The 12,786-nt window shown below is 66.6% G+C and carries 14 protein-coding genes and 1 pseudogene; 5 read left to right on the plus strand and 10 right to left on the minus strand.

From position 1 onward, the window contains the following. Positions 1-25 precede the first annotated feature (25 nt). Together A5625_RS12660 and A5625_RS12665 are read left to right on the plus strand one after the other, a co-directional pair. Positions 26-265, plus strand: a pseudogene (locus tag A5625_RS12660) (papain-like cysteine protease family protein); the annotation flags it as partial. 61 nt (positions 266-326) lie between these two features. Then, entirely contained in the window at positions 327-1,169 is an 843-nt protein-coding gene (locus tag A5625_RS12665; protein WP_066993801.1) for an MOSC domain-containing protein, read from the plus strand. A 42-nt stretch (positions 1,170-1,211) separates the two neighbouring features. Here A5625_RS12665 and A5625_RS12670 read toward each other — a convergent pair whose 3' ends face one another. From A5625_RS12670 to A5625_RS12690, 6 genes are all read right to left on the minus strand, one after another. After that, positions 1,212-1,463, minus strand: coding sequence for a hypothetical protein (locus A5625_RS12670; protein ID WP_066993804.1), 252 nt, complete (start codon positions 1,461-1,463; stop codon positions 1,212-1,214). Next, positions 1,460-1,675: a DUF3072 domain-containing protein gene (locus A5625_RS12675; protein ID WP_066993807.1), complete on the minus strand. Its 216-nt coding sequence runs from the start codon at positions 1,673-1,675 to the stop codon at positions 1,460-1,462. The genes A5625_RS12670 and A5625_RS12675 overlap by 4 nt, the downstream gene beginning before the upstream one ends. Before the next feature lie 50 nt (positions 1,676-1,725). Continuing rightward, complete coding sequence (locus tag A5625_RS28360; RefSeq protein ID WP_082984387.1) at positions 1,726-1,974, minus strand: DUF6480 family protein; 249 nt, start codon at positions 1,972-1,974, stop codon at positions 1,726-1,728. 227 nt (positions 1,975-2,201) lie between these two features. After that, positions 2,202-2,456: a hypothetical protein gene (locus A5625_RS12680; protein WP_066993810.1), complete on the minus strand. Its 255-nt coding sequence runs from the start codon at positions 2,454-2,456 to the stop codon at positions 2,202-2,204. 62 nt (positions 2,457-2,518) lie between these two features. Continuing rightward, complete coding sequence (locus A5625_RS12685; protein ID WP_066993813.1) at positions 2,519-3,535, minus strand: zinc-dependent alcohol dehydrogenase family protein; 1,017 nt, start codon at positions 3,533-3,535, stop codon at positions 2,519-2,521. A 62-nt stretch (positions 3,536-3,597) separates the two neighbouring features. Next, entirely contained in the window at positions 3,598-4,146 is a 549-nt protein-coding gene (locus tag A5625_RS12690) for a thioredoxin family protein (protein WP_066993816.1), read from the minus strand. Positions 4,147-4,359: 213 nt separating this feature from the next. Here A5625_RS12690 and A5625_RS12695 point away from each other — a divergent pair, with 213 nt between their 5' ends. Both A5625_RS12695 and A5625_RS12700 read left to right on the plus strand, forming a co-directional pair. Continuing rightward, on the plus strand, positions 4,360-4,917 hold the full coding sequence (locus A5625_RS12695; protein WP_066993935.1) for a CsbD family protein: 558 nt from the start codon (positions 4,360-4,362) through the stop codon (positions 4,915-4,917). A 28-nt stretch (positions 4,918-4,945) separates the two neighbouring features. Next, the gene (locus A5625_RS12700) at positions 4,946-5,620 is read left to right on the plus strand and encodes an IF2 family translation initiation factor (protein ID WP_066993821.1); all 675 of its coding nucleotides are present in this window, start codon (positions 4,946-4,948) and stop codon (positions 5,618-5,620) included. Between the two features lie 5 nt (positions 5,621-5,625). On the opposite strand, the gene A5625_RS12705 is transcribed toward A5625_RS12700, so the two are convergent. The 4 genes from A5625_RS12705 to A5625_RS12720 form a co-directional block, all read right to left on the minus strand. Next, on the minus strand, positions 5,626-6,288 hold the full coding sequence (locus A5625_RS12705) for a cutinase family protein (protein ID WP_197516073.1): 663 nt from the start codon (positions 6,286-6,288) through the stop codon (positions 5,626-5,628). Between the two features lie 104 nt (positions 6,289-6,392). Then, on the minus strand, positions 6,393-6,773 hold the full coding sequence (locus tag A5625_RS12710) for a DUF3253 domain-containing protein (protein ID WP_232003624.1): 381 nt from the start codon (positions 6,771-6,773) through the stop codon (positions 6,393-6,395). After that, positions 6,758-7,531 (minus strand): enoyl-CoA hydratase/isomerase family protein, encoded by a 774-nt coding sequence (locus A5625_RS12715; RefSeq protein ID WP_066993825.1) that lies wholly within the window; start codon positions 7,529-7,531, stop codon positions 6,758-6,760. The genes A5625_RS12710 and A5625_RS12715 overlap by 16 nt, the downstream gene beginning before the upstream one ends. A 57-nt stretch (positions 7,532-7,588) precedes the next feature. Next, positions 7,589-8,611 (minus strand): YihY/virulence factor BrkB family protein, encoded by a 1,023-nt coding sequence (locus A5625_RS12720; RefSeq protein WP_066993827.1) that lies wholly within the window; start codon positions 8,609-8,611, stop codon positions 7,589-7,591. Between the two features lie 136 nt (positions 8,612-8,747). Between A5625_RS12720 and hrpA the strand changes: the two genes are divergently transcribed. Beyond that, positions 8,748-12,707, plus strand: a complete 3,960-nt coding sequence (hrpA, locus tag A5625_RS12725) for an ATP-dependent RNA helicase HrpA (protein WP_066993830.1) — start codon at positions 8,748-8,750, stop codon at positions 12,705-12,707. Positions 12,708-12,786 lie beyond the last annotated feature (79 nt).

Here is a 12,786-nt window from a genome sequence, read left to right on the forward strand (position 1 = left end):
CCGATCGGTGCGGATGTTCACGGGCCTGGCGAACGACCGCAAGATCATCGCGTTCGTCAACTCCTCGGTGATCTTGAATGCCGATGACCAGCGCACCAAGGCCGACCACTTCCTGGTCGTGACGGGTATCGACACCGGCAAAGAGACCGTTCATCTCAACGACCCCGGTACCGATCACGCCGATGAACAGGTCGGCCTCACCACTTTCATGACTGCGTGGCAGACCAGCGATCAGTCGATCGTCGTCACCGCGGCGCCCGGCTGATCCCTGGTAACGCCAGGCGGTTTGGGGCACAGTGTGCAGTGAAACTCCACTGAAGGTGCCAATGAAGAAGTCGACCCCCCGCGATAAACCCAGCGTGCAGATGCGGGTGCAGGCACTGCTTCGGTATCCGGTGAAGTCGATGCTGGGCGAAACCCTCGACTGCCTGCGGGTCGACGAGGCCGGCGCCGAGGGCGACCGGCGACTGGCACTCGTCGATGGTGAGACCGGACATGTGGCCAGCGCGAAGAATCCCCGCCTCTGGCGCGATCTCTTGACGTGCACCGCGCGGGCAGATTCCCGGGGTGTGCGAATCACGCTGCCCGACGGCAGCAACGTGGCCGCCGATGATCCCGGTGTCGACGAACTGATCTCCCGGCTGACGCGACGGCGGGTCCGGTTGGTCAGGCAACGCCCCGACGGCGCGACACTGGTGCGTCCCGATCCGGAGCAATTGCTCGAACTCGGCCTCGACGCCGACGTCGCGGGCCGCATTCTGCGGATCGCCGCGGCCACCCCGGGCGAGTCGTTCACCGACGAAGCTCCTTTGCATGCGATCACGACCGCCACCCTCGAGCACATCGGTGTGGAGGCGCTGCGGTACCGGCCCAATCTGGTGATCAGTACCCCGCCGGACTACCCGCCGTATGCCGAAAACGACTGGGTTGGTGATGATCTCGCCATCGGCGAGGCGCGGGTGCGCGTCCTTACGGCGACGTCACGTTGCGTGGTTCCCACACTCGAGCACGGCCCGCTGCCGCGGGCGCCGCAGGCCCTTCGCATACCGGCGGCTGAAAACCGTTTGGACACAGGGGGTCACGGTAAACAGGCGTGCGCAGGGGCTTACCTCGCGGTGGTGGCCAAGGGCGTTATCCGGGTCGATGACCCCGTCACCATCGGCCCATAAACCGCGCTGTATGCAACGGCCGGCGGCGCGGCGCGCGATGGGTCAACCACCCAAGTTTCGTACGGCCGTGTCGAGATCTTCGGCTTGCTCGGCCAGCTCCCGGTCGGATAAATCCGCTTGTCCGACTCGCTGCAGCAATTCCTGGCGCGTCGTAACCTGCAGGGCACCTCGGTATTCCGGCGAGTTCAGATCCGCCGCCGCAACGACCGCGGCGCGCCCCTCGACCACTACCAGGGCTGTGTCCGCGTCTGGGCTGGCGAGCAGTCGCCGGACATCCTCGGCGCCGATGGTCACGAGCCGCCCCGCCCGGTTCGTTGTTGCAGCTTGTCGATCAGGCTGGACGCCTCCGCTTTGGTGAGATTCTCCGGGATCTCCTCGCCAGCTTCCTGCGCCAGAGTGTTCAAGTAGCTGCGCTGCGGACCGGTCATGGGCTCGTCGCCGGTCACCCACTGCGACTGGTCCTTCTCCGGATTCTCCTGCGGCGCCTGCCCGGCATCGTCGACCATGCAGGTGGCTATGCCCGCTACGGAGCGAACGTAATCAGATTTCGACATGCTTAGCCGCCCGCCCCGGCCATCTTCATCACGAGCAGTACCGCCACCGCGATGAACGCCGCGGCGAATATGCAGACGGCGACCACGGTAAGCACCGAACTGGGAGTGAAGCGACGGGTGTTCGGCGGTTGTGGCTCGGATACACCGGACGTTTGGGGCGCAGCCGGGGGAGTGCTGCCCGGTGCCACGCCTCCTCCTGGCTCGAGCCCAGGTGTTTGTGCCGGGTCGGGATCAGGAAGTTGCGCGGTCATGATCGACCTTGGTGTTCTCGAACATCTCTCACCGCATGCTCCCTTCCGTGGGCATGCGGTACCCGTCCCCCGGCCATCCAAACGCTCGGGGTGCGAATCCGCGATTCGCTCGGCCGTGCGTAACGCGGCTGATCACCCGAAAGTACTGCCTGCCAACAGCCTTCGCTCGGATTGCGACCGAATCAGATCGGCCGAGCCCGACGCGCGAGCGCGGTGGCCGGCCGCGCTTAGTGCTCCGAGTTCGGGGTGGGGCTCTGCGCAGACTCCCACTTGGCCTCGAGGGACCTTGTCACCTTCGTGCCGGCGGGCAGGTCGAGCTGAAACGTTTCGCCGCCGTCGGTCTCGAACGTGATGAGATAACCCGCGTCGCTGGAATCCTTGAAGACGACTTTGTAGGGCTGTTCACCCGAGCCGCGGTCCACGGCGATGATGTCGCCAGGGGTGACGTCGTCGATCAGGTCGTTACCGGAGACTTTGGACATACGGTCGACGGTAGCCGAAACAACGCGACGACCGTCCGGGGCCGCGGGCGCGGTGACCGACCTCACGGCTGCAGGAAGGCCTTGATAGCGCGCCGCTCGTCCATCGCCCGGTAGGCCTCGGCAACCTGCTCGAGAGGCAGGCGCAGGTCGAACACCTTGCCGGGGTTGATTCTTCTGTCGAGCACCGACTCGATCAGGGATGGCAAGAAGTGCCGGACCGGGGCCGGGCCGCCGCGCAGCCCGACTTGGGTGCGGAAAAGTTGCTCGCCGGAGATGGTGACATCGTGGGGGACGCCGACAAACCCGACGAAGGCGCCCGGACGAGCGGATTGGATGGCTTGTTGCATGGCCTGCCCGGTGCCGACGCATTCCAGCACGGCGTCGGCGCCGACGCCTTCGGTCATGTCTTTGATGACCGCGACACCGTCATCGCCGCGTTCGGTGACGATGTCTGTGGCGCCGAACTCGCGCGCCAGCTTCTGCCGGGGCTCGTGGCGACTCATCGCGATGATCCGCTCGGCGCCCTTTTCGCGTGCGGCCAGCACCGCGCACAACCCGACCGCGCCGTCACCCACCACGGCCACCGTCATGCCCGCAACGACATTGGCAGCTTCGGCGGCGAACCATCCGGTGCCCATCACATCCGACAGGGTCAGCAGGTCCGGAATCAATTCCTCGTCGGGTTCATCGGGCAGTGCCACCAGACTGCCGTCTGCCCACGGGATACGCACCGACTCCGCTTGGCAGCCGCCCATCAGCACCCCGTTCACGCAAGAACTTTGGACGCCGTTGCGGCAGTTTGGGCAGGTGCCGTCGGAAGCATAGAAGGACCCGATGACGAACTGACCCGGCTTGACCGAGGTGACCTCGCTGCCGACGGCTTCGACGACACCGCAGTACTCGTGACCGAACGGCTTGGGTTCGGGAACGGGGTTGATGCCGCGGTAGTCCCACAGATCCGAACCGCACACACAGGTCGCGGTGGTGCGGATGATCGCGTCGGTGGGGGCGACGATCTCGGGTTCCGGCAGGTCCTCGAATCGGACATCCCCGGCGCCGTAGATGACTGCTCCTCGCATAACGCCCCCCTCTCGAGGTAGTGGAAGTCCAGCTACCCGGTATCGATGCTTTTAATCTCGGCTCAACGCCATTTGATACCGCATCCGATTGACGGACGCTGCTGGGGGTTCACCGGTCGCCCGGCCAGTACCGCGTCGACCGCGGCGCGGACGTCCGCGGCTGTGACCGGCCGGCCGTTTCCCGGTCGCGAATCATCAAGTTGGCCGCGGTAGACCAATCGGCGTTCGCCGTCGAAAACGAACGTGTCGGGTGTGCACGCGGCTGAAAAAGCACGGGCAACGTCTTGGGTTTCGTCATACAGGTAGGGGAACGTCCAGCCATGGCTGCGGGCCTCCGCGACCATCTGATCGGGGCCGTCCTGCGGGTAGGTGACCACGTCGTTGCTCGAAATGCCAACCATCGCAACACCTTGCTGGGCGAGGTCACCACCGAGCGCGGCAAGCCCGTCGGCGACGTGCTTGACGTACGGGCAGTGGTTGCAAATGAAGGTGACGACCAGGGCCGGACCGGTCAGATCGTCGCTACTGAGCGTGCGGCCGGTGGCCGGCTCGGGCAGGGCGAACGCCGGTGCGGCGGTACCGAGGGGGAGCATGCTGGACTCGATCGCCATGCCGCCCAGCGTATCGGGATATCGCGCGTTCGCGCGCTACGCCGCAGCGTGAGCACGAAATCTATTGTGCTGCTATTGAATTCAATGCGGTCAACGCATTGACGACGGCCCCGCGATCAGTGGCCTGAGACACGTCCGTGTTTGATCGGCCCAGTTCGTGGAACCACCCACCAGACACGACCGAAGGTTTCGGTCAACGCCTCAAGGAGAATGATGAGTGAGCAGAATAAGGCCGAGGAAGCCCGCAGGGGCCTGATCGACTCGATCAAAGGCAAAGCCAAAGAGGTCGCCGGGGCAATTACGGGCAACGAATCGCTGACCGCCGAGGGGCAACTCGAGCAGACCCAGGCGCATGCCCGCAAGGAAGCGAATGCGACCGAGGCCGTGGCCGAAGCCCAGGCCAAACAAGCCCAAGAGGACGCGGCCGAAGTCAAGGTTGAGGGCGCCCAACAACGCCTGTCGGCGAACGCGCAGGCGGTGGCCGCCGAGGATTCGATTGAGGCCCAGGAGGCCGCCCAGAAGCGTGCTGCCGACCGGTCGGCGCATCAACAGGCGATGACTGCGAAGACTCAGGCCGAGGTGGACGCGGAGCGTGACATTCAGCTGGCCAAAGCCGAAGAGCGGGCAGAAATCCGCGAGGCGTCCGAGGAGATCGTCGACGCCGTCGCCGACCACCAGACCTCGGTCCAGGCGGCCCGCAATGAGGAGTCCGAGGCCGACCGGCTACGACGCCAGGCCCAGAACGTGACCGACGAAGCCGACCTGCCCTGACGGCGGGCCTCACCTTGAGGAGAAGTTGATGAAAATTTCCCAAGTCCCGCTGGCAGTCCTGCGGTTTCACTACCAACTCGCCCGATTCCCGTTGCAGTTGATCGAGGATCAGGTCGTCAACCGCATCCCCAGGGAAGCACCGGCGCGGCTGCTGTACGAGCGCTCACTCGGCATGCTCGACACCACCGTGGGCAATGTGCTCGGCGACACGACGCTCGTCGAGCGGGGGGCAGCCCTGGTCGAACGCAGCGACGCGCTGGGCCGCGCGGCGCAACTGGACAAAAAAGCCGCGGTCAGGAAAACACAGGCGGACGCCAAGCTCAGGAGCGCCCGCGACGAGGCGATCCAGGAACGCGAGGAAGCGCAGGCCGCCACCCAGCAGCAAGTCAAAGAGGCGCGTATCACCGCCGAGCAGCGCAAACGTGAAGCGGCGCGATCGGCGCAGCGGCAGAGTGCGGCGGCGAAGCAGCGCGCCGACGAGACCGCTTCCCAGCGGAAGCAGACGGTCGAGTCAGCCAAACGCCAGGTCGAAGACCGGACTCAAGCCGCCGAGAAGGCCGCCGCCAAGGCTGCAGCGTCCAAGATCGATGCGGCCGAGGACAAGCTCGGCGAGGCTGCCGACAAGCGCGCCGAGGCGGATCGGGTCGCGGAGTTGGCGGACGCCGAGAAGCGGCAACGGCAAGAGGAGCGGGCGAACGACTGACGTCGTCAGGTGCGCGGCGCGGCTTGATCGATCTTGTTGGCGGCGAAGGTCGCGGCCTGGGCGGTCATCCCGTCTTCGATGTAGGAAACGTGCGCGATGATGTTGCCGCCGCCGGAGCAGATCGGATCGTCGGGCGCGCACAGGCTGGTGACCTTGGAGCCATAGGCCGGATTGATCGTCGGTAGCGGTTGGCCGCCCCACAACATGCTGGAGAACTGGCTGGTGGGCTCGCCGAAGAGGGCGACGGCGGCGACATGGTTGGCCGCCGAGGCCGGCAGCGCGTTGGTGGCCAGATCGATCACCGTCGAGCCCTGCGAGTAGCCGCCGAGCACGATTTTCGAGTTCGGGCAGTTGGCCACCACGTCCTGGATGTGCGCGCTTGCGTCATTGGCGCCGGCGTTGGCGCTGTTGTGGTAGTCGTCGTTCGCGGGGTAGTTGACCGGGTAGACGTCAACTGACCGTCCACCCAACTGCGACGTCAGCGAGTCGACGAACGCCTGTCCGATGTTGCCGAGACCGGGCTCCTGGTGGGTGCCCCGGGCGAACACCACCGAGACGTCCGAACACCCGTCGGCAACGGCGGTGGGGGTTGCGATGGGTGCACTCAGCAGCGCCCACGTCGTCACAACCGCGATACCAACCCAGCGAGCAAGTCTGCGTGCACTCATGCCGAAATCCTGTCATATCGCCGGTTGCGGCGGTCTCGGCGGCTGGCGCTAGGGCGCGCAGCTGCGTTCGAGCCGACGACGACGTGGCAGCACAATGCCGATGTTCACGGTCCGGTGGTCCGGATCCGAATCGGCCCGGACCAATCGGCGTCGGGGTCGACGACGTCACCGCGCTGGGTGATCTCCACGTCGCCCGATCTGGCCAGTTGCCGGGCAATCTCCCGGGCGTCGTCCACCAAGCCGCGCCAACTGCCGCCGCCGACCGCGCGGGCCGCGTCTGACGGGCAGATGCTGCTTGTCGGACCCCGATGCTCGGTCAACGCACGGATCGCCGACTCGAGCCGCTGCCTGATCGGCCCGTCGCCCATTGCGGTCTCGGCATGGTCGGCACCGCGGCCGCCGCGGCTGCGCACCCGGCTCAGTTCGGCGCGCAATCGCTCATCCACCCGTTCGGTCAACGGCCCGACCGTTACCGCCCGCGCCACTGCGGCTTGCGCTTCTCGGCCCAGGCCCGCAGGCCCTCGCCGACGTCTTCGGTCGCACCGGCCACCTTGCGCATGGTCTCGCCGAAGCGCACGGACTCGATCCAGCCCATGTCCGCGGTCCGCCACGCCACCTCCTTGGTCGCCCGCTGCGCCAACGGTGCGGCCTCGGTGAGCGTCCGGGCCCAGGACTGGGCTTCGGCCTGCAGCTGGTCGGGCTCGACCAGCTTCCAGACCAGGCCGATCTCTTTGGCCCGCTCGGCGCTCATCGGCTTTCCGGTCAAAAGCAGTTCCATGGCGTTGGCCCAGCCCACCCGATGCGGAAGCCGGATGGCTCCGACGATGGTGGGCACCCCGATCGAGACCTCAGGAAAACAAAACGTGGCCTCGGTGCTGGCGATGACGAAGTCGCAGAACAACACCCCGGTGACCCCGTAGCCGATGCACGGGCCGTGCACCGCCGCGATGGTCGGCTTGAACAATTCCATGCCGGATTCGAACGAGTTGATGGTCGGCTTCTCCCAGAAGGTACCGCCGAAGGTGCCGACCGAGCCTTCGCCGTCCTTGAGGTCGCCGCCGGCACAGAAGACGCTGCCGTTGGCCGTCAGGATCCCGACCCACGCTTCCAAATCGTCGCGGAAACGGTCCCAGGCCCCATTGAGGTCCTGGCGAAGCGCGCCGTTGATGGCGTTGCGCGCCTCGGGCCGGTTCAGGGTGATGGTGGCGACGTGGTCTTGTAGCTCATAGGTGACCAAACTCATCACTGCAGACTATTGCGCCGGGCCCACCACCGAGCCGTTAGCCGGGGAAAGCCCCCGTCATGGTGTGCGCGGGCGATGGAAGCTATGGAAGTTCCCAAGGCGCCCAGGGGTTTTCGCCGGCGCGCGCTTGACGTCCTCGAAATGCACGCTGACCCGCTCGGCGGTTTTGACCCGTTCGGCTTTGACCTTTTTGGTGTACGTTCGCCGATCCGCCACGGTCAGATCCGCTTCCTCGGTGAATGCGCCGAGCAAGGCACGCGGGTATAGCCGCTCCACCAAGACCACGTTGATCTCGGCACACATCACCAACGCCACCGACGCGAGGAACAGAAACGCCAATGCCCCCAACACCAATGCGAACACACTGTTGGTGGCGCTGGCCCGTTTCACGGTGTGCGCCACATAGCCGCCGCCGAACCACTGCAGCATCTGCCAAATGAACGCTGCGGCAATGGCTCCCGGCAACACCTGCCGATAGGTCAGCGTGCGCGCCGTGGTCACCCGAAAAGCAACCAGGCAGATCCCTGCGTTGATCGCCATGGCAGCCAGTGCCAGGCCGATCTTGCTGAAGACGCCGAGTGCTCCGGTGGCGTGACCCGCCGCAGCGAGTACGGTGGCCGCGATGGCGGCCGAGCCGAGTACCAACAGCAGCATCAAGCTGCGTAGACGCGACCGAATCGGGTTGGGGCGCTTGTGCTTCGGCACCGCCCACACGGTGTCCATCGCGTTCTGCAGTGCCTGTCCCACCCCGAGACCGCCATAGACCGCGCCGAGCAGGCCCACCACCACGCCGACCGCGCCGCCGCTGAGCCCTTGGGGGTGGTGCAGCTGATCGCCGAGCACCGGGAACTGGCTCAAGGTGCTGTGCAGCACTTGAGCTTGCAGGTCGGGCCGACCGGCCAGCACCACCCCAAGACCGGTGGTCAAGAGCAGCAGCAGCGGAAACAGCGATACCAGCCCGTAATAGGTGATCAGGGCGGCAAGATAGCCGCCCTGATCGTCGTTGTACTTGTACACAACGGCGACGATCACGCCGACGACTCGATTCCGTCGCTGCAGCCTGTCCAGCCAACCGACCATTGCCGATCACTTCCCCGCAAGCCGACATCCAATTCGATGGACTCGCCACCTAATACCCGGATTCGGCCGCCGTCAACCCCGCCGGATCACTCGAGGCGGTGGGGTTATCGCTGGGCGGATGCCTATTCTGTGCGGGGTGGCCGAACCGTCTGCAGCGCAGTTGCGCAAACAGCTTGACGGTACAACCTTGCGCGACGCCGCCCGCCTGGGCCAGCGCCTGAAGAACCTGCGCGGGGCCCCGCCGGAGAAACTGGCTCAACTGGCCGACCAGATCGCGGCGGCACGAATGGTCGTCGCCGCCCGTCAGGCCGCCGTGCCCACGATCACCTATCCCGACCTGCCGATCAGCGAGCGGCGGCAGGAGATCGCAGAAGCGATCCGGGCGAATCAGGTAGTGGTGATCGCGGGGGAGACCGGGTCAGGAAAGACCACCCAGCTGCCCAAGATCTGTCTCGAGGCCGGCCGCGGCATCCGCGGAACCATCGGGCACACCCAGCCTCGCCGGTTGGCCGCCCGCACCGTCGCCCAGCGGATCGCCGACGAGCTGGGCAGCCCGCTCGGCGACACAGTCGGCTACACCGTGCGGTTCACCGACCAGGTGAGCGACCGCACGTTGATCAAGCTGATGACCGACGGCATCCTGCTCGCCGAGATCCAGCGCGACCGCCGTCTGCTGCGTTACGACACCCTGATTCTCGACGAGGCGCACGAACGCAGCCTGAACATCGACTTCCTGCTCGGGTATCTGCGCGAATTGTTGCCGCGCCGCCCCGATCTGAAGGTGATCATCACCTCGGCGACGATCGAGCCCCAGCGCTTCGCGGATCACTTCGGCGGAGCCGAACATGTGATCAGCAGCGGGGGCGAACATGTGATCAGCGGCGGGGGCGTGCCGATCATCGAGGTGTCCGGGCGGACGTATCCGGTCGAGGTGCGTTACCGGCCGCTGGAAGTCGCCGTGCCGTCCGCCGCCGAGGACGACCCCGACGATCCCGACCACGAGATCGTGCGTACCGAGACCCGCGACGAGGTCGAGGCGATCGTGGACGCCATCGGTGAACTCGAGGCAGAGCCACCCGGGGACATCCTCGTCTTCCTCTCCGGGGAGCGCGAGATCCGCGATACCGCTGAGGCTTTGAGTGGACTCAAGCACGCCGAGGTACTTCCGCTGTACGCCCGGCTACCCACCGCCGAGCAACACAAAGTGTTCGCGCCTCACACCGGGCGGCGTGTGGTGCTGTCGACCAACGTCGCCGAAACGTCGTTGACGGTGCCCGGGATCCGCTATGTCATCGACCCCGGCAACGCACGCATCTCGCGCTACAGCCGGCGCTTGAAGGTGCAGCGGCTGCCGATCGAGCCGATCTCGCAGGCGTCGGCCGCGCAGCGGGCCGGCCGCTGCGGCCGGGTCGCGCCCGGTGTGTGCATCCGGCTGTACTCCGAGCAGGATTTCGCGGCCCGGCCGCGCTACACCGAGCCCGAGATCCTGCGAACGAATCTTGCCGCCGTGCTGCTGCAGATGGCAGCCCTGCAAATCGGCGACATCGAGAAGTTCCCTTTCCTCGATCCGCCGGACCGGCGCAGCGTACGCGACGGCATACAGTTGCTGGCCGAACTCGGCGCGTTCGACCGGGACGGCGCGATCACCGACCTCGGCCGCCGCCTGGCTCGACTGCCCGTCGATCCCCGGCTGGGCCGGATGGTTCTACAGGCACAGACCGAGGGCTGCGTGCGCGAGATGCTGGTGTTGGCCGCGGCGCTGACGATCCCTGACCCGCGTGAGCGGCCAAGTGACCGCGAGGAGGCCGCTCGCCAAAAGCATGCCCGTTTCGCCGACGAGCATTCCGACTTCATGTCCTATCTCAACCTGTGGCGTTATCTGCGTGAGCAGCGGAAATCGTTATCGGGCAATGCCTTTCGACGGATGTGCCGTTCTGAGTTTCTGCATTATCTGCGCATTCGTGAGTGGCAGGACCTGGTCGGGCAGCTGCGCAGCGTCGCCCGCGACGTGGGCGTCGTCGAAGACGCCGGCCCTGACGAGCCGGTCGATCCGGCGCGGGTGCACGCGGCACTGCTTGCCGGGCTGCTGTCGCATGTGGGGATGCGCCGCGAAGACAGCCGCGAGTATGTGGGCGCCCGGAACTCGCACTTTGTGCTCGCCCCCGGCTCGGCGCTCACCAGACGGCCACCGCGCTGGGTGGTCGTGGCGGAGCTGGTGGAGACCAGCCGGCTGTACGGGCGGACCGCTGCGCGCGTCCAGCCGGAGGTCGTGGAGCGGGTCGCCGGCGATCTGGTGCAGCGCACCTACAGCGAACCGCATTGGGACGCCAAGCGCGGCGAGGTGATGGCGTTCGAGCGGGTGACGTTGTACGGGCTGCCGCTGGTCGCGCGCCGCCGCGTCGGATACGCACGCATCGAGCCGGTGGTGGCACGCGAACTGTTCATCCGCCACGCGCTGGTCGAGGGACAGTGGCATACCCGCCATCACTTCTTCGGTGACAACGCGCGGCTGCGCTCCGAACTCGAGGAGCTGGAGGAGCGGGCCCGCCGCCGCGACCTGCTGGTCGCCGACGACGACATCTACGCGCTCTACGACGCTCGCATTCCCGCTGAGGTGGTGTCCGCACGGCACTTCGACGCGTGGTGGAAGAAGCAGCGGCACAAGACGCCGGACCTGCTGACCTTTACCCGCGCCGACCTGCTGCGCACCGATGAGACCGCCGATGCGGATCGCCCCGACACCTGGCGGACAGGCGATGTCGCGCTGCCGCTGACCTACCGGTTCGAGCCGGGCGCCGCCGACGACGGGGTCACCGTGCACGTGCCGATTGATGTGCTGGCGCGGCTGGGCGGCGACGAGTTCGCCTGGCAGGTGCCGGCGCTGCGCGAGGAGCTGGTGACCGCGCTCATCCGCTCACTGCCGAAAGACGTGCGCCGCAACTTCGTTCCCGCCCCGGACACAGCCCGTGCGGTGCTGGCCGCAATCGACCCATCCGGCGAACCGCTGCTGCCGGCACTGCAACGTGAATTACGCCGTCGCACCGGCATTTTGGTGCCCCTGGACGCCTTCGACCTGGACAAACTACCGCCGCATCTGCGGGTGACGTTCAAGGTCGAGTCCGGCGATGGCACCGAGGTGGCACGCGGCAAGGATCTGCGGATACTGCAGGAACAGCTCACGACGACGGCACGGCAGGCCGTCGCGCATGCGGTCGCAGGCGACCTGGAGTGCGCGGGGTTGCGCGACTGGCCCGAGGACCTCGACGAACTGCCCCGCGTCATCGAGCGCACGATCGATGGGCGCACCGTGCGCGGCTTTCCCGCACTGGTCGACACGGTCGGTGGCGTCGACCTTCGCGTGTTCGCCACGTCGTTCGAACAGGATCGGAAGATGCGAGCGGGTCTCCGGCGGTTGCTGCGACTCAGTGTCGCCTCGCCGGTCAAAGCCATTGCGCGTCAACTCGATCCACGTACCCGGCTGGCCTTGAGCACCAACCCGGACGGTGACTTGTCCGCGCTGCTCGACGACTGCGCCGACGCCGCGACCGACACGCTCGTGACGACACCGGTGTGGACGCACGCGGAGTTCGCCGCGCTGCAACAGCGGGCGGCAAAGTCCCTGCTGCCCAACACCGTCGACGTGGTGGGCCGCGTCGAGAAGGTGCTGGCCGCCGCTCAAGAGGTGCAACTTTCGCTGCCCGGCAATCCGCCGCCCGCGCACGCCGATGCGATCGCCGACATCCGCGCTCAACTGACTCGGCTGTTGCCGGCCGGCTTCGTCACCGCCACCGGGGCCGCGCACCTCGCCGACCTCACCCGCTACCTGCTCGGGATCCGCCGCCGCCTCGACGGGCTGGCCCGCGCCGTCCAGGCCGATCGGGAGCGCATGCAACGGGTGCGGGCGGTGCAGCACGCCTACGACGAATTGTTGGCTGAGCTTCCCCAAACTGCGAAGACGGCCACCGACGTTCGCGATATCGCCCGGCAGATCGAGGAACTCAGGGTAAGTCTGTGGGCCCAACAACTCGGCACCCCTCGCCCGGTCAGTGAGCAGCGAATTTACCGCGCAATCGATACCGTGCGCGACCGTTTGTGATTGCTTTCCCCGCCACTTTCAACCTATAGCCCAGATGGGGGCTTGCCGCAAGACCCGGGTGGTGATGCAAAATCGCTGT

Source organism: Mycobacterium sp. 1465703.0, from assembly GCF_001672975.1.
In the GTDB taxonomy this organism is placed as follows: Bacteria; Actinomycetota; Actinomycetes; order Mycobacteriales; family Mycobacteriaceae; genus Mycobacterium.

Excerpts from the sequence above, each read along its gene's own strand:
- A5625_RS12665 (WP_066993801.1), top strand. The coding sequence starts at position 327 with ATGAAGAAGTCGACCCCCCGCGATAAACCCAGCGTGCAGATGCGGGTG.
- A5625_RS12675 (WP_066993807.1), bottom strand. The coding sequence starts at position 1,675 with ATGGTCGACGATGCCGGGCAGGCGCCGCAGGAGAATCCGGAGAAGGAC.
- A5625_RS28360 (WP_082984387.1), bottom strand. The coding sequence starts at position 1,974 with ATGACCGCGCAACTTCCTGATCCCGACCCGGCACAAACACCTGGGCTC.
- A5625_RS12680 (WP_066993810.1), bottom strand. The coding sequence starts at position 2,456 with ATGTCCAAAGTCTCCGGTAACGACCTGATCGACGACGTCACCCCTGGC.
- A5625_RS12685 (WP_066993813.1), bottom strand. The coding sequence starts at position 3,535 with ATGCGAGGAGCAGTCATCTACGGCGCCGGGGATGTCCGATTCGAGGAC.
- A5625_RS12690 (WP_066993816.1), bottom strand. The coding sequence starts at position 4,146 with ATGGCGATCGAGTCCAGCATGCTCCCCCTCGGTACCGCCGCACCGGCG.
- A5625_RS12695 (WP_066993935.1), top strand. The coding sequence starts at position 4,360 with ATGAGTGAGCAGAATAAGGCCGAGGAAGCCCGCAGGGGCCTGATCGAC.
- A5625_RS12700 (WP_066993821.1), top strand. The coding sequence starts at position 4,946 with ATGAAAATTTCCCAAGTCCCGCTGGCAGTCCTGCGGTTTCACTACCAA.
- A5625_RS12705 (WP_197516073.1), bottom strand. The coding sequence starts at position 6,288 with ATGAGTGCACGCAGACTTGCTCGCTGGGTTGGTATCGCGGTTGTGACG.
- A5625_RS12715 (WP_066993825.1), bottom strand. The coding sequence starts at position 7,531 with ATGAGTTTGGTCACCTATGAGCTACAAGACCACGTCGCCACCATCACC.
- A5625_RS12720 (WP_066993827.1), bottom strand. The coding sequence starts at position 8,611 with ATGGTCGGTTGGCTGGACAGGCTGCAGCGACGGAATCGAGTCGTCGGC.